Below are 22,482 nucleotides of genomic sequence, written 5' to 3'. Positions count from 1 at the left end.
TACCAGTAAGCCCGTAATTTTCTTTTTTCTTTCCTTGATAGACTGAATGTAGCAAGAATCGAAAAGTGGAAGGAAGAAAAATATGAAAAAAATCGCCATTATTTTTGGAGGCAATTCATCGGAATACACCGTTTCTTTAGCCTCAGCAACTAGCGCAATCGAAGCACTCCAATCATCTCCCTATGATTACGACCTCTCTTTGATCGGGATCGCCCCAGATGCTATGGATTGGTATTTGTACACAGGAGAACTGGAAAACATCCGACAAGACACATGGTTGTTGGATACGAAACATACACAGAAAATCCAGCCACTTTTTGAAGAAAACGGCTTTTGGCTAAGTGAAGCGCAGCAAACGTTGGTACCTGATGTTTTATTTCCCATTATGCATGGCAAATACGGGGAAGATGGCAGTATCCAAGGATTGTTTGAATTGATGAAGCTACCTTATGTAGGCTGCGGGGTGGCAGCCTCTGCCTTATGTATGAACAAATGGCTGCTGCATCAAGCTGCAGCAGCGATTGGCGTACAAAGCGCCCCTACGATTCTCTTGACAAATCAAGACAACCAACAGCAACAAATCGAAGCCTTCATCCAGACCCATGGCTTTCCAGTTTTCTTTAAGCCTAATGAAGCGGGCTCCTCAAAAGGGATCACAAAAGTGACTTGTGTCGAAGAAATTGCTCCTGCCTTGAAGGAAGCCTTCGCTTATTGTTCAGCAGTGCTCTTACAAAAAAATATCGCTGGCGTTGAGATTGGTTGCGGTATCTTAGGCAACGACTCTTTGACTGTCGGTGCTTGTGACGCTATTTCATTAGTAGACGGCTTTTTCGATTTTGAAGAAAAGTACCAGTTGATTAGCGCCAAGATCACCGTTCCTGCACCATTGCCTGAAACGATTGAAACCAAGGTCAAAGAACAAGCTCAGCTGCTCTATCACAGTCTTGGTCTTAAAGGACTTGCTCGCATCGACTGTTTTGTCACGGATCAAGGAGAACTATACTTGAATGAAATCAATACTATGCCGGGCTTTACGAGTCACTCCCGCTATCCTGCCATGATGGCAGCAATCGGCTTATCCTATCAAGAACTACTACAAAAACTGCTTGTCTTAGCAAAGGAGGAAGGCAAATGAATCCCTATCTACAGTTAGTTAGCAAAGAGTTTCCATTAGAAAAAAACCAAGAGCCGCCCCACCTCGTCCTTGCTGCTTTTAGTGAAGAAGAAGTTTACTTGCAGCCTGAAGCAGCCAAACAATGGGAACGCCTCGTCAAAGCCTTAAAACTTGAAAACGAGATCTGTTTATTAGATGGCTATCGAACCGAAAAGCAGCAACGGCATTTATGGGAATATTCCTTAAAAGAAAATGGATTAGCCTATACGAAACAATTTGTGGCGTTGCCCGGCTGCAGCGAGCATCAGTTAGGCTTAGCGATCGATGTTGGTTTAAAAGGCCAGCAAGGTGATTTGATCTGCCCACGGTTTCGTGACAGCGCAGCGGCGGATTTATTTACACAGGAAATGATGAACTACGGATTTATTTTACGCTATCCCGCAGACAAACAGGAGATTACAGGGATTGGCTATGAACCATGGCATTTTCGTTATGTCGGTCTGCCTCATAGTCAAATCATCGCCAGTCAACAGTGGACATTGGAAGAATACTATCAATATCTTGAACAAACCGCGAGGCAGTTCGCATGAAGAAGAATCAAGGAATTGAGCAGTTTCGGGTGATTTTAGCGATGATGGTGGTCGCGATCCACTGTCTGCCCCTTCATCGATTGTGGCCCGATGGTGATATCCTGATCACATTGACTCTTTTCAGAATCGCCGTCCCCTTCTTTTTTATGATCAGCGGGTATTATGTGTTCAGTGATTTAGCCACCCAAAACAGCTATCCTGCCAGACAACGTATCTGGTTATTTATCAAAAAACAGCTGCAAGTCTATCTCATTGCCACACTGCTCTTTTTGCCGCTTGCTTGGTACAGCGGCATACTAGGATTGAACATGCCACTAGGCACTTTTATTCAAACTTTGCTAGTCAACGGCATTCTTTACCATCTTTGGTATTTTCCTGCGATCATTACCGGCGGTCTACTAGTGATGGGCCTCTTGACACGTCTTTCTTTCAAGCAGGTGTTTTTCATTGCTGTCGGTTTGTATGTGGTTGGTTTAGGTGGGGACAGTTGGTCTGGCCTGGCTGCACAAACACCCATCACGCCACTCTATTCACTGATTTTCCAACTATTGGATGGAACTCGCAACGGCATTTTTTTTGCTCCCTTATTTTTGATCTTAGGGGTACTAGCCAGAAGATTTGCCATAAAACCTGCTTCTCCCCATCGCTATAGTTATCTGATGATTAGTCTTATTTGCTTGCTTTTGGAAAGTTATCTCTTGCATCACTTTACTACACCTAAACATGACAGCATGTATATCTTTTTGCCCTTCGTTCTCTTGTTTTTATTTCCGATCATTCAGCAATGGCAAGCACCCATGATCTGGAAACAAGCGGGTCGTCTGTCCCTTTGGCTCTATTTGCTCCATCCTTATACCATTGCAGTAACCCATTTTCTTAGTCAGAAGCTGCCCTTGCTGCAAAACAATCTGATCAATTTCTTCGTGGTCTTAGGGCTGACCATCGGGTTGATTTATGGTCTCTTTGCTTTGCAAAAGCTGTTCCCGTTTCCGAAAAAAACGCCGCTCCACTTGCAACGGGCAACCAAAGAATTTTCAGCCCCCGCCCTGTTGCACAACTTGCAGGAAATCAAGCGATTGATCCCCGCAAAAACAAAAGTGATGGCGGTGGTTAAAGCGGATGCTTATGGTTGTGATGCGAAGACGGTCGCCAGTACCCTAGAAAGAGCCGGCGTCGATTTTTTTGCTGTTGCCACCATAGAAGAAGCCATCGAATTAAGGCGAGCTGGCATTAAAAGTCGCTTACTGATTTTAGGGTACACTTCTGCCCAACGTGCCAAAGAGCTGAACCGATATTCCTTAATTCAAACTATCGTCAGTGAAGCGCATGGACAAGCGTTAGCCCGAACAGGCATTCCAATCGAATGCCATTTAGCGGTAGATACCGGCATGCATCGTCTAGGCGTTGCCCCTGACCTTGAAACAGTTAGAAGGCTTTATGCCTTGCCATCCCTCAAGATCACAGGCATTTTTTCCCACCTAGGCTCTTCAGATCAGCTAGATACGGCAAGTATCTTACGGACGCAAGCCCAAATCATTTGTTTTGATGATCTATTGGCTGGCTTATCCGCTAGAAATATCGCCTATGGTCTGACGCATCTGCAAAGCAGCTACGGCATTTTGAATTATCCAGAGAAACACTATGATTATGTGCGCCCGGGTATTCTTTTAACTGGTTCCCTGAGTGTCCCGAATGAACCAACAAAACAGAAGATAAACGTACAGCCGATTCTGACCCTAAAAGCCTTACTAGTGGACAAAAAAACAGTCGCCGCTGGTGAAGCGATCGGCTATGGACTAGCCACTGTTTTTGATCGACCTACCACGATTGGGATCGTTAGTATCGGCTACTGTGACGGAGTCCCCCGTGCCCTATCAAATCAAGGATTCCAATTGTCTTATCAAGGGGTTTTACTCCCGCAGGTTGGGTTGATTTGTATGGATATGCTCTTGATCGATTTAACGGACTATCCAGAACTGGCGGTCGAAAGTTGGTTAGAAGTAATCAGCGATTGGACGAATACAGCTGATCAAGCACAAACCATTCCCAATGAATTGATCAGTCGACTAGGTTCCCGCGTCCCTTCAATGTCAAAGTAGAAAACGAATGCATTCGCTTACCGATTACGGTATGATGTGGGTAGAGTAAATGGTAGTTTAAATGAAAAAAGATCGTAGATAGTTGGAGTGAATCAAGGATGGCAGAAAAAATAATTGTTGTTGATGATGAAAAAGAAATCGCCGAGTTAGTCACGACGTTTCTAAGGAATGAAGGCTTTCAAGTGGAACCTTTTTATGATGGAACGAGTGCTTTGGCTTATCTCGAAAAAGAAACAGTCGATGTGGCAGTTTTAGATGTGATGCTGCCGGATATCGACGGCTTTCAGCTGTTACAGACCATTCGCAAAACCCACTTTTTTCCAGTACTGATGCTCACTGCCAAAGGAGAAGATCTGGATAAAATTACCGGTCTAAGTCTAGGTGCAGATGATTATGTGACGAAACCCTTCAATCCATTAGAAGTTGTTGCTCGGGTCAAAACGCAACTACGGCGATACCAACGATACAATCAGTCAGCTGTTCCGCAGAAGATTGAAGAATACGAAAAGGAAGGCTTACTGTTGAAAATCAACAGTCACCAATGTTTTCTTTATGGCAAAGAGGTTTTCTTGACCCCCATCGAATTTAAAATCCTGCTTTACTTATTTGAACACCAAGGATCGGTCGTTGCCTCGGAAACTCTTTTTGAAGCAGTCTGGAAAGAAAAATATTTAGATAACAATAACACAGTGATGGCACATATTGCCCGTCTGCGGGAAAAGCTAAACGAACAACCCCGCAAACCGAAATTAATCAAAACTGTATGGGGGGTCGGCTATATCATTGAAAAATAGAAGTCCATTGATCCGGAAACTTTTGACTCAATACTTTATCACCACAGGTGTTTTAATGCTCCTTTTGATTCTGATCCCTTTAACTGTTCGCTTTGTAGCAGGATTGAGGGTTTGGTACGGCTATGAGCCCATTTATCAAATATTACGGCTTTTTGCTGATTATTGGCTCGTCTGTCTAGCGATCGGTGCCTTGCTGATTTGGGTGAGCACAACGATTTATTATATGAGTAAAGCCATCAGCTATTTGAATGAAACGATTCAAGCCACGAATCAATTGATTGCTGAACCTACGAAGCGAATCGTTCTTTCCAGCAATCTGATCGACGTGCAAGAAGAAATGAACCAGTTGCGGGAAAAAAATCTACAGGATCAACGAGCTGCCAAAGAAGCAGAGCAGCGGAAAAATGATTTGATCGTCTATCTCGCACATGATTTACGCACACCTTTGACCAGTGTGATCGGCTATTTGACACTTCTAGAAGAAGAACCGCAGCTTTCTTCCGAACTACGCGCACGCTATACCAAGATCGCCTTGCAAAAAGCCCAGCGGCTAGAATTATTGATCAGCGAGTTTTTCGAAATCACCCGTTTTAATCTTACAACGATCGCCTTACAGACCGAAACCACGGATCTGAGCTTGATGCTGGAACAGTTGACGTTTGAATTTTTGCCGCTGTTAGAAGAAAAAAACCTTCATTGGCAACTGCAGCTGCAGAAAAAAGTCTATGCGACTGTCGATACAGAGAAGATGGAACGCGTCTTTGATAACTTGATCCGCAATGCCATCAATTATAGCTATCCTAACTCCCCTTTGCGGTTAGCCATCAGCGAATCTGATGATATCCTGATTCGTTTGACCAATCAAGGAAAAACGATCTCAGCTGAAAAGATCGGCTTGATTTTTGAGCCTTTCTACCGCATGGATGCTTCCCGAGCAACAGCGACGGGTGGGACCGGTCTGGGGCTGCCGATCGCCAAAGAAATCGTTGAAGCATTAGGTGGAAAAATCTGGGCGGAAAGCCGTGACGAAACCATCGTCTTTTCGATTCGCCTACCGAAGGCAGCAATGGAAAAAAATGAACAGCGGTCAAAGCCCCATCCATCTGAACCAACTGCTTAACAGGCAAACAACCTGAGCATTTCGCTGTTCCCCTTCTAATTCAGAGGGAGGAAGAGCTGCTCAGGTTGTTTTTTATTGATTGCTTATTGATACACCAATGATCGTAACGCTTGATCGACTTTTTCTGCCGCTAAGCGTCCTTCGCGAATCCCCCAGATGACTAAACTCGGTCCTCTTTTAGCATCTCCTGCGACTAACACTCGTTCATTGTTCGTCGTGTAATCATCGTACACTTCTCGCACACCAAAGGCATCGAAGAGTTGGGTCTCTGCACCAACAAAGCCCATTGCCAACAAAACCAAATCCGCCTTGATCACTTGCTCTGTGCCAGGGATCGGCTGAAACTGTTGATCTACTGAGACCGTTTCGATGGCGATCAACTGGCCGCGTTCGGCGCCGATAAAGGCTGTTGTGGACACCCCATGATACGTCACTTGTGTTTGCAGGACTTCAGCCGCTTCTTCTTGCCCATAGCCTGTGCGGGCTGTCATTGGGTATTCAGGCCAGGGATTGCTGTCGGTACGTGTCAATGGCAGTTGGGGCGTGATCTCCAATTGACGCACAGAAGCGGCTCCTTGCCGAATCGCTGAACCAATACAGTCATTTCCAGTGTCGCCGCCGCCAATCACGACGACGTGCTTGCCAGCAAGTTTATTACTTGTTGCCGCTTTGCCATGCTTTAAGACATCTTTGGTTGCTTCCGTCAGATAATCGACTGCAAATTGCACCCCAGTCAATTCACGACCTGGAATCTTCAAGTCACGAGGAACACTAGCTCCTGTTGCCAAAATGACCCGATCATACTGAGCGGACAATTCTTCTGCTGATAAGTCACGACCGATCTCCGTATTAGCGACAAAGGTCACGCCTAGCTCTGCCATTAGATCAATACGTCGCTGCACGACATCTTTGTCTAATTTCATGTTTGGGATACCATACATTAGCAAACCGCCAAAGCGATCGCTGCGTTCATAGACCGTCACTTGATGTCCTAGTTGATTCAAGCGCCAAGCAGCGGATAAACCAGCCGGTCCACTACCAACAATGGCCACCTTGAAACCAGTCGCATCTTGAGGCAACCCGGAAGCTTTGACCCAATCGTTTTCAAAAGCAGTATCGATAATAAAACGTTCATTGTCATGGATCGTGACACCTGATCCATTCAGTGCCTCGGTACAGCCTTTTTCACATGGAGCAGGACAGACACGCCCTGTCATTTCTGGTAGTGGATTGGTTTTGGCTAAACGCTCAAAGGCGGCTTGGAAACGCCCTTGATAAACCAGATCATTCCATTCAGGAATCAGGTTGTCATTGGGACAACCTGAAACCGCCCGTTGCCCGCCGTAAAAAGAACCCGTATGACAAAAAGGAATGCCACAATTCATACAGCGCGCCGCTTGCTCTTGACGCTCATTTTCAGGCAATGGCGTCTGTAATTCTTGCCAGTCTTGGATACGTTCTGAAACCGGTCGGGTAGGATTTTCTACTCTTGGGTACTTTAAAAAACCAAATGGATCTGCCATATTAGTCGCGCTCCTTTCCTGGAATAGTCAATTGTGGACCGACGACGGCTTCGAAAGCTTTCGTCACAAGTTCCTCCCCGATAAATCCTTGCTCAGCCAAAGTCTCCGTTGCTTGGATCATCTGATGGTACTCTGTCGGATAGACTTTGATGAAATGTTGCTGCTGATTTTCCCAATCTTCTAGAATCTCAGCCGCCTTCAATGAATCTGTATAGGCAAAATGCTGCTGGATCATCTCCTTCAGCTGATGGTCATCACCGCTTTCACCAATCCGGTACAAATCAACCATTTCCCGATTGCATTTATCAGCAAAGGTTTGATCGGGATCGTAAACATACGCCACGCCACCGGACATTCCAGCACCGAAGTTGCGGCCGGTTTTTCCTAAAATTACCACGACACCGCCAGTCATGTACTCACAGCCATGGTCCCCAACACCTTCTACAACGACTTTGGCTCCACTGTTACGGACGCAAAAGCGTTCGCCAGCAATGCCGCGGAAATAGCCTTCACCCCGATTCGCCCCAAAACAAGCAACGTTACCGACAATCGGTGAATGCTCTGCGTCATAAGCGGCATCATCAGGCGGAACAATGATCAAACGGGCACCACTCAGTCCTTTGGCTACATAATCGTTGGCCTCGCCAATCAGTTTCAACTGGATGCCCTGGGTGGCAAACGCCCCAAAACTTTGTCCAGCAATGCCGCGGTACGTAAACTGCAACAAACCTGGCGTTACTTCGTAATTGCCAAAGCGTTCTGCGATCCAGCCCCCTAAACGAGCGCCGACTGAACGTTGAACATTATTGATCGTATGATTCATAACGATTTCTTGATTGTTATCGATAGCTGCTTGGGCAAAAGCGTCTAACTCTGGCCACTGTCGTTTCTCAAGGAATGGGTCCGTCACTTTGCGTTCGATCGGGATCGTCGTTCCAATCATTCTGGAAAAGTCTAATGATTTTGCTTTGCCTTTGGCAACGAAGCGTGGTGTCAACAATTCCGCGTGTCCTACCATCTCATCAATCGTGCGAAACCCTAGCTCGGCCATCGTTTCCCGTAAATCTTCTGCTAAAAAGTACATCGTATTGATGATGTGCTCAGGTTTCCCTGCGAAAAATTTGCGCAACGCTGGGTTCTGTGTAGCAATGCCGACAGGACATGTATTGATACTGCAAACTCGCATCATGACACAACCAATCGCAACTAGCGCTAAAGAGGCAAAGCTATATTCTTCTGCTCCTAAAAGAGCAGCAATGGCGATGTCACGCCCCGTCATCAATTTTCCATCTGTCTCTAAGGTCATTCGCTGCCGCAAATGATTCATAGCTAACGTTTGATGGGCTTCTGCAAGCCCCATCTCCCAAGGCAAGCCAGCATCCCGAATCGAATTTCTCGGAGAAGCACCGGTCCCACCGTCATAGCCTGAGATCACGACTACGTCTGCACCGGCTTTGACGACACCGGTAGCGATCGTACCCACACCTGTACTAGAAACCAATTTGACATTGATGCGGGCATACGGGTTGATTGCCTTTAAGTCATAGATCAGCTGGGCTAGATCTTCAATCGAATAAATGTCGTGATGTGGTGGCGGCGAAATCAGTCGGACACCAGGTGTTGAGCCACGAATCTCCGCTACCCATGGGAAGACTTTGTTGCCTGGCAATTGACCACCTTCACCAGGTTTTGCCCCTTGGGCCATTTTGATTTGGAGTTCGTCCGCACTCATTAAATATTCGGCATTGACACCAAAACGGCCAGAAGCTACTTGTTTGATACGACTGTTATAGTTAATGCCCTTCACTGGTTTGAAACGATTCCGATTTTCTCCACCTTCTCCACTGTTGGATTTTGCACCGATCGCATTCATCCCTTCAGCAATACAGCGATGCGCCTCTTCACTTAGAGAGCCGTAAGACATCGCGCCGACTTTAAACCGTTTGACGATCGTTTCAACAGGTTCCACCTCAGCTAAAGGAATACTGCGTCTCGTGTTCCCAAAAGTCCACATAGAACGGAGGGTCGTTGGATTCTCTAACGCGTCTTGGTTCATCTCCGCCGCATATTCTTTATAAAGCGCATAGCTGCCTGTACGAACAGCTTTTTGAAACCCATAGATCGTTTTTGGATTGAACAGATGATGTTCCCCGTCGGCTTTGTATTGGAAACTACCGCCCGAATCAAGATAATCCACGCGTTTCTCGCCATACGCCGCTTCATAACGCATTAAGTATTCTTGCTCGATTTGCGCTAATGAAAGTCCACCGATACGAGTAACCGTGCCGGTAAAGTATTCGGAGATGACTTTCTCAGAGATACCAACAGCTTCAAACAATTGCGCCCCATGGTAACCGGCGATCGTTGAAATCCCCATTCGTGACATGATTTTGACAATGCCCTTTTCACATGCTTTACGGTAACTTTCGATCTTCTCTGAAAGCTCAAAATGCGCCAATGTCTGGTAAGCCCCATAAGGGTGGACCCCACTTACTCCGTAGCCGACTAACATGGCATAATGATGGACCTCACAGACTTCCGCAGTATCCGCAACGATTGATGCCAAGGAACGTTTGCCTTTTCGCACCAAGTAATTGTGCAGACCTGATACCGCCAAGAGAATCGGAATCGCCACTTTTCCTTCTTGCGCTTGGATGACTTCCCGATCACTTAAAATGACGATCGTTGCCCCAGAATCGATTTTTTGCTCCGTCTCTTTAAAAAGCGCTTCTAACGCTTGTTGCAAAGCTGCCCCGTTTTCTGGTACATAATCATAAAGAATCGACTGTAAAGCCGCTTTTTGACCATTTTGATCTAACTGTTTGATTTTTTCATATTCACTCGTTTTTAACACCGGACTAGCAATCTTCAGCTTATTACAATTGATTCGAATGTCCTTTGAAACATCCCCATCTCGACCTAAAAACAGCTCGGTTCCGATCACCAATTTTTCGCGAATCGCATCGATTGGCGGATTGGTCACTTGGGCGAATTGTTGCTTGAAGTACGTAAACAAGGATTGGGGACGTTCGCTCAAAATAGCTAAGGGTGAATCAAACCCCATGGAGATCACTGGTTCTTCTCCCGTTTGAGCCATTGGTAAAATCAACGTGCGAATGATCTCATCCGTGTAACCATTTCGTTTCCAAAGGGTCTGGATCGCATCATCTGCTGTTTCCTCCTGCTTCTCAGTCTCAGGAAGCAGCTCTGGTGTCAATAAGTGATCCGCTAGCCACTCCTGGTAAGGATGGGCATTCGCATAATGAGCTTTGATTTCTTGATTGCGTAAGATCACCCCTTTTTTGGTATCCACCAAAAACATATTTGCTGGTCCAAGCACCCCTTTTTCAATCACTTCCGATGCTGGAAGATCCACAACGCCTGACTCAGATGCCACGACCACAAAACCAGTTTTCGTGATCGAGTAGCGAGATGGCCGTAACCCATTTCGATCGAGTGCAGCCCCTACCAAATCCCCATCGGTAAAACATAAAGCTGCCGGTCCATCCCAAGGAGCCATAAAGCTTGCGTTGTACTCATTAAAAGCTGTCAGCTCCGGTGACAAGCCAGCTTCTTTGGACCACGCTTCTGGCACCATCATCAACAGTGCTTGAGGAATATCTCGCCCTTGACGGTACAAATATTCCATACAATTTTCTAGTTTCGCCGAATCAGAATTTTCATCATCATAGACTTCGATTTGATGTCCATGCATCCAATTTTCTGCCCCGCGTAACGTGTTGATTTCGCCATTATGGGCTAAGAAACGAAAAGGTTGCGCCCGACTCCAGCTTGGAAAGGTATTCGTTGAAAAACGAGAATGGGTCAATGCGATACAAGAGGTCATTTCTGGGCTTTGAAGATCTTTGAAAAATAAGCCAACTTGATAGGCATGCAGCATTCCTTTATAAACAACTGTCTTACTGGACAAGCTGCAGATAGACAACTCATCGGTATGATACGTTTTTTCCAGTTTACGTCGTAGCCGGTAAAGCTGATCTTCAAAGAGACGGCCAGCAGCTACATCGACAGGTTTTTCAATAAAGACTTGCACAAATGAGGGCATGACTTTTTGCGCCCCCGGTCCACACTGATAATAATCATAAGGCACATCCCGTTGCCATAAAACGGTAAAACCCATTTGTTGAATGTCTTTAGTTACTTCTTCTTGGACCTGTGCTGCTCGGAGCTTTTCTTTCGGTAAAAAAAACATCCCAACAGCATAGGCGCCTTTTTCAGGCAATGAGATTTCGGCCTCTTTTGCTCGCTGTTGAAAAAATGGGTCAGGCATTGCCATCAAAATTCCAGCTCCGTCACCTGTGTCAGGTTCAGCGCCAGTTCCCCCTCGGTGGTTCATCCGTTCTAACATTGTTAAGGCATTTTGCACAAGTTCTCGGGAATAGCGACCATCTTTTTGTGCAATAAACCCCATCCCACAAGCATCTTTTTCAAAAGCGGCATCGTACATCGTTTGGTTCGTTTTCCTCATCATCTCTAAATCACTCATGGAATCACACTTTCTTTCAATATTCTGAATATTCCGATTTTTAACAGTTTACAACCTGTTTTTCTATCTGGCAAGTTTTTTTTACTTGATCCGAGCTCGTTGGTTTCTTCTGTTGACAGTGAAATACTCTATCTCGAACAAACAATTGCCTACAGACCTTAAGGAAGAAACTTCGTCTAGTAAGGTTTTTTTATTATACAATAAACTGTCGAAAAATTATTGCAAACAAATGAGAATCGTTATCAATTGACACCTATTTTCTCATATTCATGTCAGAAACGTGCGTTTTTCTCCCATTCTCAAGGAATAAGAATGAGCAAGCGCAAAAAAAGATGACCCGCAATGGGGTCATCTTTTTTCGTTCTTTTATTTTTCAAAGCCTTCTGCAACTGCTTCGGGATAGTTTTCTTTGACGATGGTTGCACAATGCCCACAAAGTGTTGGCAGTTGCTCTTCTACACCAACATCTACCCGGACTTGGCGACAACGTTCACATACTTCCCCTTCGGCTTTTTCAACTAAGATCGCCACATCCTCAAATTGATATGCCGCTTCAGGAGCTGCTTCACCGACTTCTTTGATCGTTAAGAAGTCTGGTGAAATGATCAGCAGTTGTGCAATATCTGAATCGATAGCTTTTAGCAATGCCGCAACTGGCTCAGTTGGATAAACAGTGACTTTCGCTTCAAAGGACTTTCCGATCAATTTTGCATTACGCGCTTCTTCTAATGCTTTTAAGACATTGTCACGGAAATCAAGGAAGGCCCGCCAAAGATCGAGCAGTTCTTCTTGGTTAACAAATGTATCATAGCCAGGGAACTCCGCTAACTGTACGTATTCCTCTTCTTCTTTCAAGTGTGACCAGATTTCTTCTGCGGTATGCGGAATGATCGGTGTCAATAATTTCGTCAATGCAACCGCTGTTTGATAAAAGACGGTTTGCATGGCACGGCGTTGGAAATCATTTTCAGCTTCGATATAAACGACATCTTTTGCAAAATCCAAATAGAAGGAAGACATATCGACTGTCAAGAAGTTGATGACTGTCCGGTAAATATGCAAGAAGTTATATTTTTCATAGCCATCTTCCCGAATCGTTTTGATCGTTTGATTCAAACGAACCATCATGTATTTATCGACAGAACGCAAGTTTTCAAAAGGTACGCTGTCTTTTGCTGGATCAAAATCACTCGTGTTCGCTAATAAGAAACGCATGGTATTGCGAATCTTCCGATAGACTTCTGACACTTGATTCAAGATATCCATAGACACTCGGACATCCGCTTCGTAGTCAACACTGCTGACCCAAAGACGCAAAATGTCCGCACCCATTTGATTGATCACTTTTTCTGGTGCAATGGTATTACCAAGAGATTTACTCATCTTGCGACCTTCGCCATCTAAGGTGAAACCTTGAGACAAGACGGCTTTATATGGTGCGACTTCATTGATCGCAACACTAGTCGTGATACTTGAGTTGAACCACCCACGATATTGGTCAGAACCTTCCAAGTACATGTCAGCTGGGAACGTCAATTCTGGACGTTGACGTAACACGGCTTCGTGAGAAGAACCTGAATCAAACCAAACATCCATGATGTCAGTCTCTTTCGAGAATTTGCCATTTGGTGAGCCCGGATGCGTGAAGCCAGCTGGCAGTAATTCTTCTGCTTCTTTTTCAAACCAAATCGTTGAACCATGTTCAGCAAACAAGTTTGCCACATGCTCGATCGTTTCAGGCGTAATGATGGCTTCGCCGTTTTCTGCATAAAAGATTGGCAACGGAACGCCCCACGCACGTTGACGAGAGATCACCCAGTCGCCGCGGTCGCGAATCATATTGTATAAACGAGTTTTGCCCCATGGAATGATCCAATCTACTTTTTCGATTTCATCCAAAATATTTTGGCGGAACTTATCAATAGACGCAAACCATTGTGGTGTTGCCCGATAGATGACTGGTTTTTTCGTCCGCCAATCATGTGGATAGCTGTGAGTAAAGAAGTTTAGTTTTAGTAGGGCTCCTTTTTCTTCTAAAAGCTCAGTGATCATTGGATTGGCTTTGTCATAAAAGACCCCTTCAAATCCTGGTGCTTCTTCTGTGAAGACCCCACGGCTATCGACTGGTGATAAGACATCTAGACCATATTTTTTGCTGACGATGTAGTCATCTTCCCCGTGTCCTGGTGCAGTGTGGACCAAACCAGTACCGGCATCCAATGTCACATGGTCCCCTAACATCAATAGAGACGTACGATCATAAAAAGGATGTTTTGCCGTCATTTTTTCCAATTGATCGCCAGCCAATTCTTGTAATACTTCGACAGATTCCCAACCGATCTCATTCGTCACGGTTTCTAATAAATCTTTTGCCACGACGAATTTGCGGCCATCGGCCAAGATTTGAACATAGGCAAAGGTTGGATTCACAGAGATTCCTAGATTCGCTGGTAAGGTCCATGGCGTCGTCGTCCAGATAACAAAAGATGTATCTGAATCAAGCAAATCTTTGCCATCTGCTACTGGGAAAGCCACATAGATCGATGGTGATTTCACATCTTTGTATTCGATCTCAGCTTCTGCTAATGATGATTCACTAGATGGTGACCAGTAAATTGGTTTCAATCCTTTGTAGATGTAGCCTTTTTCTGCCATTTTTCCGAACACGCGGATTTCTGCTGCTTCATAGTCTGGTGTCAATGTGATATATGGATGATCCCAGTCACCAGAAACGCCTAAACGTTTGAAATCAGCTCTTTGTGTATCCACTTGTGTCAAAGCATATTCTTCACATTTTTTCCGATATTCTGCCAAGCTCATTTCTTTGCGCTTGATCCCTTTATTGGTCAGTACTTGTTCGATCGGCAAACCATGAGTATCCCAACCAGGTACATAAGGTGAACGGAAACCTGACATCGATTTGGAACGTACGATGATGTCTTTACTGATTTTGTTCAATGAGTGTCCAATATGGATGTTTCCATTCGCGTAGGGAGGGCCATCGTGTAAGACAAAGGTTGGCTTGCCTTCATTTAATTCTTGACGACGTTGATACAATTGATTTTCTTCCCATTCTTTTTGCCAATCCACTTCGCGGTTCGGCAAGTTGCCTCGCATTGGAAAAGCGGTTTTTCCAAGATGCAGTGTTTCTTTCATTTTCATTCTTGTTTCGCTCCTTTTCGTCTCTCAACGTTTTGGTATAGTTTCAAAATCCATCGACTCGATCAACCGATTGCTTCTATTGAACGTATCAAAATGGATAGGTTGCCATGACTTCCTTGTGTTTAGGTCTCACTGATTTTTAAAAATCAATCCTAGTGATTCCTCGTTTGGTTACTACGATCCCGGCAGTCGCCTAGTACTGTTCATCATCTGCTCTGTTCCGCTTTGCGGACCAATCCTAGTGATTCCTCGTTTGGTTACTACGCTCCCGGCGGTCGCCTAGTACTGTTCATCATCTGCTCTGTTCCGCTTTGCGGACCAATCGCAGTGATTCACAGCAAAAAACACGTCCGTCCCTGGTAAGGGACGAACGTGTTCGTGGTACCACCCAAATTTTATTGTCGGTTGACAATTCTTTGATGATCGGTAACGGGATCAGGCGTCGTTCTCTACTCGAGTCTTTGAAAAGTCAGCTCTTTCAAGAACGCAACTCACAGATGATCTGATTTCTTACAGAGTTTTATTTGGCTTCCACTCTCCCAAACTCGCTTGAAAAATATAAGAAATTTTTCTGTTCTGTGTCTTAGTTGTTATCTGTCTTGTTCAATTCGTCTAATAAGTTTCTCGCATCATCTAATGTTTTCACTTCAGGGCTTTCACTTACATCAACGATTTTTTCATCTGATTCAACAATGTCCACATCAAATGTTTCCACTGCTTCTGAGTTTACTCCAGAACCATTTTCACTGTCAAGTTCTTTTGACAAAACTTCTCTGATCACTTGGTGGGAATCTTGTACATAGCTTGAAAATGGCGCCAAAATTTCTTCCCACTCAGGACTCTTCACTTGTTCTAATTGCGTTTGCAACATAACTAATAAGTTGTTATGGAAGACTCTGGTTTTCTTCTTCAAGTCATTTGTTTCTGTCGCCAATTGACGGGCATTGTCGGTTGCATCCGTCAAAATCTCTTTGGCTTTTTCTTCCGCTGAGGTCATCAAGGCATGCGCATGTTTTTCTGCAGTAGCAACCATTTCATCCGCACGGTTTTGAGCAGAAGTAACGATTACTTCTGATTCTTTGCTTGCGCTTGTTTTTACTTTATCCGCCGTATCTTGAGCCACGATAATGGATTGATTCAAGGCATCTTTCAATTCATTGAAATATTCAAGTTTTTCTTCTGCGTGTTTCAACGATTTTTCTAACTCACGATTGCGTTGAACGGCTTCTTCATAATCACGAACGATCATATCCAAGAAGTCATCGACTTCGTCTTGATTGTAGCCTCTCATTTTTACTGAAAAGTTTTTATTTTGAATGTCTAATGGAGTTAATGCCATATTCTATACACCTCTTTGATTTATTTACGTAATACACCTAATAACAATCTAACTTTTTCTTTTTTCGTGGTTCCTTCTAACCCCTGTATTTGAATCCGACCAAATCCTCTTACTGAAACGATATCCAGTAAATCCAGAACAAAATCTGGTCGTAATGCTTCTGTCCAGTTTACTTTTACTTTTCCTGATTCGATCAACTGTTTCGAACGTTGGCGTGAGATGTTGTACACGGCGGAGATCACTGTATCAAGACGCAATGAACTAACCGTTTCTCTTTCCTCGGTCCAGCCATCTTTAGGCACGATCAAATCGGTATATTTCGTTTCTTCCAAACGTACCGATACGTTGCCGATTTTATCCACTTGTAGTTGAATAAAATGACTGACTTCAGTAGCAACGAATACTTGCCATATTTCACCATCGGAAAGAATGTCTCCAAAGTATTCCCTCTTGACTCCAGTCCCCATTAATGTGCCTAAAACTTTTCCATGACTCAACACCGTAAATTTTTTCGGGTATTGAATCGTAAATAAAGTCATGTCAAACTCATCGGTGGTGGGCTCATAGTAATCGGGATAAATCAAACAACGTCGTCTCTCAGCAGCTTCATATCCACCAAAAAAGCGGAAACTTAAATCCGTTGATTGACGAATCAAGCTTTCTAAGATATACGCTTGTCTCGGATCTAAAAAATCAGTCAAGTAAGGCGCATACTGCATTTGCACTTGTTCGATCCATCCTTGAGCGGAATCAATAAAAGGGCGTTCATCGTTTCGAAAATGTTGATAGACATTTGCGTTCACCGATAACCACCCCTTACGTTAAAATAAAATTGATTGTAGGATCAATATCAATGCTTGTGATGCTAGCTGTAAGACAATAATTGCAAATGCAATCGTAAAATCGATACCAGCAAAACTTAATTTCAATCGATCAAATAAACTCAAATACGGTTCACACACTTTTGCTAAGAAACGGCCAAAAGCGGACTGATACCCTCCTGGAAACCAAGACAAAAGTGCATAGATCACTAATAAAATGGTATACAGATAAACAGCATCACTCAGTAATTTAACGAATCTCAAGAATAAAATTGGCGTTCCTCCTCACTTTAGATATCAAAAAAATTGGTATCTGCTAATGTTTGGGCAGTGCCTTCAATTTCCATACCCTTAGGCGTGCAAAGAAAAATTTCATCGCCAACACGCTTGATATCACCATCTTCAGCGTACACTGTTCCTGTTAAAAAATCAACTATTCGACGAGCTTGGTACTCTTCAATTAAATGAAAATTAACAAGTACAGCATCTCCATTGATGACTTGCTTCGCAATCCCCATAGCTTCTGAATAAACGCGTGGTTCTACGATCGTTATTTTTCCAGCCATTTGTGGAGAAGTTTCTTTTGCTTTTGTGTCTTTGACTCTCGTATTAGTTCTTTGTTGCGCCATTGGAACGACTTTTTCTTCCGTCTTAGGCACCGATCTTACTCGTTCAGCCGCCGCTGAGGATTGTTGATAGGCAGCAGTTTGAGGCTGCTGTCTGTATTGATAGGCTTGATTTTGTGGTTGACTTGTTGTATAAGAAGCCGCTTGGCTAGAAGCACGCGTACTCGCTGTTGTTCTAGGGGCGGTAAAAGCTCCTCCTTGGTTCACAGCTGGTTTCGCTGCCGTGCGTGCCGGTTCTTCAGTGGCAAATGTTTCTTCATAATAATCTTCTTCGTCAGTCAATCCAAAAAAATTGGTCAGTTTCTCTTTGAGCGACATCGGTCAACCTCCTTTTTTATTGAAATAATGCTGTTCCTACACGAATAAATGTTGCGCCTTCTTGAATCGCAATGGGAAAGTCATTACTCATTCCCATACTCGTTTCTAAGCAAGGGGCATGTGTAAGATGCAGGTCAGCGATCTGTTGTTGAATCCTTTTTAATTCTTTGAAAATCTGATGCTGCTCGTCTTTGGAAGCAGTGAGCGGGGCCATCGTCATCAATCCAACAACACGAATTTTGTCGAACGAAGCGAGTGCTTCAATAAAAGCCACCACCTCTTCTACGAAAATCCCTTGTTTCGTTGCTTCCTGCGAAACATTCACTTCCACAAAGCAGTTGATCGGATGCTCTGCTCGTTTTTGAATTTCTTGTGCCAGTTTGATTGAATCCAACGCATGGAAAAAATCAATCTCATTTATAACTGATTTTACCTTTCTGCGCTGTAAATTACCAATAAAATGCCAACGGACATCTGGGTAATCAGTTAATGCTGCCTTTTTTTCAAGTAGCTTTTCTACTCGATTTTCTGCACAATCACGCACACCATTTTCTAGAAGTTCTCTTGTCGTTTCTGTATCGACGGATTTTGTCACAGCTGTCAAACAGACCTCACTGGCATTTCTAGAAACAAGAGCACAGGAGTCCTGTATCTCTTGCTGGATCTTGTGCAAGTTCTCAGAAATCATGTGCTCTGCCCCCTAGCGTTTACGACGGAAAAATGGTGGTGTGCTTAATTCGTCGTCATCATTCGAGCGTACTTCATCACGGCTGAAGGTGTCGAATTCTTTCTTTTCTACATTTTCAAATGTGTTTTCTTCTACTTTAGGTCGTACATTTTGTTCTTTACGGATATCCCAATCACCAAAACCATTGCTTTCTTCTGCTTGTGCAGGACGCGCTTGGTCCATATCTAAGGTTGGTTTTTGTGGGATAGAATGAATTTGGCTTTGACTTTGTCTGCTAGAGCGAGACCCACGTTCTTTTTTAGAAGGGTCAATGCCAGTTGCAATGACAGTCACACGGATTTCATCGCCTAAGTCTTCATTGATTGATGTACCTAAAATAATATTTACATCACCTGTTGCCGCATGAGCGACGATATCAGAAGCATCTTGTGCTTCAAATAAAGTCATGTCCAATCCGCCAGTGATGTTCAATAGCACTTGTTCAGCACCATCGATCGATGTTTCTAGCAATGGTGAAGAGATTGCTTTTTTCGTTGCTTCGATCACGCGTTCTTCGCCGCTAGCAACGCCGATTCCCATCAAAGCGGTGCCTTGATTTTCCATCACTGTTTTCACATCAGCGAAGTCTAAGTTGACATAGCCAGGTGCAGTGATCAAGTCTGAGATCCCTTGAACCCCTTGACGCAAGACATTGTCTGCTTCACGGAATGCTTCAAGCATTGGCGTTTTCTTGTCAACAACTTCTAACAAACGGTTGTTTGAGATGATCAATAAGGTATCGACATTCTCTTTTAATTTAGCGATTCCTTCAGCAGCAAAACGGCCGCGTTTTGGTCCTTCAAATGTAAACGGACGAGTAACGACGCCGACTGTCAATGCGCCGATTTCTTTGGCAATTTTAGCTACGATCGGTGCAGCACCGGTCCCGGTTCCGCCACCCATACCAGCGGTAATGAAAATCATATCCGCGCCTTCTAATGATTCACGAATAGAATCTTCACTTTCTTCTGCTGCTTTTTGACCAACTTCTGGTTGTGAACCAGCACCAAGACCACGGGTATATTTAGGGCCTAATTGAATGACTGTTTCTGCTTTTGAATTTTTTAATGCTTGAACGTCAGTGTTGGCTGCAATAAATTCTACGCCTTTGACATTTTCTTCGATCATACGATTTACTGCGTTGCCGCCACCACCGCCGACTCCGATGACTTTGATCACAGCGCCGTCATTGATGTTATTATCAATTGAAAATTCCATAGTTTATCTTCCTCCTGAGAATCGTTTTAGATTATTCAAAGATATTTGAGAAGAAATCTTTTACTCGGTTTGTGATCGACTCACCTTTTTTCTCTTCTTCTGTTTCTTCATAAGTTTCTTCTGGAGCTTCATATTGTTCGTAATGCACTTCTTGTTGTTGAATGGCAACGGGCTGTTGCGCGACTGTTTTTTCACCAGTGATCGCACTTTTGGCAAGCTGATAGACTTCGCTTAAGTTTGCTGAATAGTCAACGATACTGATTACATTGGTGAATACAGGATTTCTAAGTCCCATATGATTAGGAACGTAAAGCTTAACGTTTGTTTCGAATACTTCTTGAGCCAAATCTACGACACCCGGCAGGCTTGCAGCACCACCAGTCAAAATCACGCCACCTGGCAAATCAAGTCCATCAATTTCATCTAAGACTTCTTTTGATTTGGTAAAGATCTGTTCCATACGTGCTTCGATGATTTCTGACAAATAGCGTTCATCGATCTTCACAGGTTCTGATTTCCCAATCACATCCACTGGAAATTCTTCACTAGCGGATGTCCGTTCAGGATACGCATCCCCATAATTGATTTTTAATGCTTCTGCATTGTTGAAGGAGGTATTTAAAACTGTCGAAATGTCTTTTGTGACAAATTCGCCACCCTCTTGGTTCACATGGGTAAATTTCAATTGCTTGTCGTGCATCGCTGATGTCGTCGTTTGGCCGCCGCCGATGTCGATAACGATCGTACCAAAATCTTTTTCACCATCAGATAAAATCGATTCTGTCAGTGCTAATGGCGTAATGACTACTTCATTAACGATCAGACCAGATTTTTCCACACATTTACGAATGTTGTGAATGATGGTTTTTGGACCTGTATAAACCACACCAAACATCTCTAGGCGAACACCGATCATGCCACGAGGATCTTTGATCCCTTCAAAACCATCCACTGTAAATTCTTGCGGTAAGATAGCAATGATCTGTCTTTCAGGAGGGGTTGAACGTACAAGTGCTGCGGAAGCAACATTGCGGACGTCTTCGTCGGTGATCTCTTTTGATTCACTGTTGACAGCGATCATCCCTTGACAATTTTCCACTTCAAGAAGATTGGCTGGTACACCAACACTTACACTGCGAATTTGAATTCCTGCTTTTTCTTCTGCTTGTCTTACTGCTCTTTGAATGGCTTGTACCGTTTTATCGATATCTACAATGATGCCACGGTTGATTCCTTCTGATTTTGCATTTCCTACACCAATGATATTCATTTGGCTGTCAACGTATTCGGCTACTACAACTTTTACAGATGTCGTACCGATATCAAGGCCAACATACATTCCCGTTTTTGCCATGGATGGGGTTCCCTCCTACTTAAATTGGATATATAGCGAACCATCACAGTCCGTTTTTAGAGTTCATTCGAATAATTTGTTCACTGTTACCAATTCTACCATATAATGGCGCTTTTTAGAAACAAGTTAATGAAAAAAACTCTTGAATTTTTCCTAAGAATCACTATCAGCTGTTTGATTTTCGTCTGCATCGTCTTCTTGTGTATTTGAAATTGGGTAAGTAAAGATCCCAACTTCCATATCCACAATACTGTCCTCGGTCAAATCTTTGGCAATTTGCGGATAATACTGCATTTGACTCACCATATTTGAGATATTGACAATCACTTGATTGCCATCATTCATAAAGAGAGTTAACAGTTCATCATTGCTGTCACGGGGGGTGTATTTGATTTGAGAAATGCCATCTCGAATTTCTGAACTTAATTCTTGATAGGCACTGAGTGTCGCCTTGATTTTGTCTTCAGCCGAAAAATTTTCTAAAACCGGCAATCCTTCCTCTGGCTGCTCACTGATATCATCCAAAACAGCGCCATTTTCCAAAACTGGTGCATAGCCGCCATCTTTGGCTAATAAAGCCACTTCCTGGAATTCAGTGACAGTGATATCAAAACGATTAATACCGGATAAAGAAATAGAAGCATTTTTTATGCGCGGCAATTCTTTTTTGATTGCTGCTACACTCTGATTCCGTTCAAAAAATTGCGGCCACATCTCTTCATTGACGGCTAGGTCAGAATTTTTGAGAATCGCTTCTGCGGATACTTCTTGATTGCCTTTGACCACCACATTAGCCAAACGACTAAGCGGCGAAACAAAATACAAAACAATCAGCAAAGGAATCATCAGTAAACCGATAATCAGCGCTAAACGGCGAATCAATACTTGATTGCGGTACGCCTTTAGATTAGGTAGCCGGTCAGCAAAGGAGCGAGCCTTTTTTTCTGGCTCAGGCAGCTCTTCTTTCCCAGCGTCGGTTTCTTCTATCGCTTGTTCTGCTTCAAAAAGTGCTTCTTCTGCCAACTCCTCTTCATCTTCATGCGCTTCTTTCATGTCTTCTGTTTCTTCAGAAGCGGGTGAAGACCAAGCTGGCTGATTGCCTTTTTCTTGCAAATATTTTAGATTTTCTTTTTGCCAAGGGGTCAACTCTTCCGTTGACGAGGGGGTTTG

The 22,482-nt window shown here is 43.8% G+C and carries 16 protein-coding genes and 1 other annotated feature; of the genes, 5 read left to right on the top strand and 11 right to left on the bottom strand.

Translation table 11 applies throughout. The annotated features are described in order from the left end of the window. Positions 1-82: 82 nt before the first annotated feature. The 5 genes from vanC (at position 83) to vanS (ending at position 5,717) form a co-directional block, all read left to right on the top strand. On the top strand, positions 83-1,135 hold the full coding sequence (gene vanC, locus IGJ74_RS05355) for a D-alanine--D-serine ligase VanC (protein ID WP_218193176.1): 1,053 nt from the start codon (positions 83-85) through the stop codon (positions 1,133-1,135). Beyond that, positions 1,132-1,704 carry a D,D-carboxypeptidase/D,D-dipeptidase VanXY gene (gene vanXY / locus IGJ74_RS05350; RefSeq protein WP_008377360.1) on the top strand — a complete coding sequence of 191 codons (573 nt, stop codon included), beginning with the start codon at positions 1,132-1,134 and terminating at the stop codon, positions 1,702-1,704. The genes vanC and vanXY overlap by 4 nt, the downstream gene beginning before the upstream one ends. Next, positions 1,701-3,803 (top strand): membrane-bound serine racemase VanT, encoded by a 2,103-nt coding sequence (vanT, locus tag IGJ74_RS05345; protein ID WP_087664392.1) that lies wholly within the window; start codon positions 1,701-1,703, stop codon positions 3,801-3,803. Before vanXY ends, vanT begins: the two co-directional genes overlap by 4 nt. A 98-nt stretch (positions 3,804-3,901) precedes the next feature. Next, the gene (gene vanR-C, locus IGJ74_RS05340) at positions 3,902-4,597 is read left to right on the top strand and encodes a vancomycin resistance response regulator transcription factor VanR-C (protein WP_034872470.1); all 696 of its coding nucleotides are present in this window, start codon (positions 3,902-3,904) and stop codon (positions 4,595-4,597) included. Continuing rightward, the gene (gene vanS, locus IGJ74_RS05335; protein ID WP_303393847.1) at positions 4,587-5,717 is read left to right on the top strand and encodes a vancomycin resistance histidine kinase VanS; all 1,131 of its coding nucleotides are present in this window, start codon (positions 4,587-4,589) and stop codon (positions 5,715-5,717) included. Before vanR-C ends, vanS begins: the two co-directional genes overlap by 11 nt. 83 nt (positions 5,718-5,800) lie before the next feature. Here vanS and IGJ74_RS05330 read toward each other — a convergent pair whose 3' ends face one another. The 11 genes from IGJ74_RS05330 to IGJ74_RS05280 form a co-directional block, all read right to left on the bottom strand. After that, the gene (locus IGJ74_RS05330) at positions 5,801-7,240 is read right to left on the bottom strand and encodes a glutamate synthase subunit beta (RefSeq protein ID WP_218193175.1); all 1,440 of its coding nucleotides are present in this window, start codon (positions 7,238-7,240) and stop codon (positions 5,801-5,803) included. A gap of 1 nt (position 7,241) precedes the next feature. Continuing rightward, positions 7,242-11,747 carry a glutamate synthase large subunit gene (gene gltB, locus IGJ74_RS05325; RefSeq protein WP_087664393.1) on the bottom strand — a complete coding sequence of 1,502 codons (4,506 nt, stop codon included), beginning with the start codon at positions 11,745-11,747 and terminating at the stop codon, positions 7,242-7,244. Positions 11,748-12,113: 366 nt separating this feature from the next. Further along, positions 12,114-14,909: an isoleucine--tRNA ligase gene (ileS, locus tag IGJ74_RS05320; RefSeq protein ID WP_218193174.1), complete on the bottom strand. Its 2,796-nt coding sequence runs from the start codon at positions 14,907-14,909 to the stop codon at positions 12,114-12,116. A gap of 359 nt (positions 14,910-15,268) precedes the next feature. Further along, positions 15,269-15,497: a binding site (T-box leader), on the bottom strand. Then, positions 15,493-16,248 carry a DivIVA domain-containing protein gene (locus tag IGJ74_RS05315; protein WP_005237274.1) on the bottom strand — a complete coding sequence of 252 codons (756 nt, stop codon included), beginning with the start codon at positions 16,246-16,248 and terminating at the stop codon, positions 15,493-15,495. Its footprint overlaps the feature before it by 5 nt. A gap of 20 nt (positions 16,249-16,268) precedes the next feature. Continuing rightward, positions 16,269-17,051, bottom strand: a complete 783-nt coding sequence (locus IGJ74_RS05310; RefSeq protein ID WP_016613826.1) for an RNA-binding protein — start codon at positions 17,049-17,051, stop codon at positions 16,269-16,271. A gap of 18 nt (positions 17,052-17,069) precedes the next feature. After that, positions 17,070-17,333 carry a YggT family protein gene (locus IGJ74_RS05305; RefSeq protein WP_005228822.1) on the bottom strand — a complete coding sequence of 88 codons (264 nt, stop codon included), beginning with the start codon at positions 17,331-17,333 and terminating at the stop codon, positions 17,070-17,072. A 26-nt stretch (positions 17,334-17,359) separates the two neighbouring features. After that, the gene (locus tag IGJ74_RS05300) at positions 17,360-18,013 is read right to left on the bottom strand and encodes a cell division protein SepF (protein WP_005237276.1); all 654 of its coding nucleotides are present in this window, start codon (positions 18,011-18,013) and stop codon (positions 17,360-17,362) included. A gap of 16 nt (positions 18,014-18,029) precedes the next feature. Then, positions 18,030-18,701 carry a YggS family pyridoxal phosphate-dependent enzyme gene (locus tag IGJ74_RS05295; RefSeq protein ID WP_008377340.1) on the bottom strand — a complete coding sequence of 224 codons (672 nt, stop codon included), beginning with the start codon at positions 18,699-18,701 and terminating at the stop codon, positions 18,030-18,032. Positions 18,702-18,713: 12 nt separating this feature from the next. Next, positions 18,714-19,958, bottom strand: coding sequence for a cell division protein FtsZ (gene ftsZ, locus IGJ74_RS05290; RefSeq protein ID WP_005237278.1), 1,245 nt, complete (start codon positions 19,956-19,958; stop codon positions 18,714-18,716). 31 nt (positions 19,959-19,989) lie between these two features. Next, positions 19,990-21,312, bottom strand: a complete 1,323-nt coding sequence (gene ftsA, locus IGJ74_RS05285) for a cell division protein FtsA (RefSeq protein ID WP_005237279.1) — start codon at positions 21,310-21,312, stop codon at positions 19,990-19,992. Positions 21,313-21,465: 153 nt separating this feature from the next. Further along, complete coding sequence (locus tag IGJ74_RS05280; RefSeq protein WP_005237280.1) at positions 21,466-22,458, bottom strand: cell division protein FtsQ/DivIB; 993 nt, start codon at positions 22,456-22,458, stop codon at positions 21,466-21,468. Positions 22,459-22,482: the final 24 nt, after the last annotated feature.

The sequence above is a fragment of the Enterococcus sp. AZ009 genome (assembly GCF_050548785.1).
GTDB lineage: Bacteria > Bacillota > Bacilli > Lactobacillales > Enterococcaceae > Enterococcus_D > Enterococcus_D entomosocium.
The sequence above is the reverse complement of the archived record's forward strand: the minus strand, read 5'-3'. Positions and strand labels throughout refer to the sequence as shown.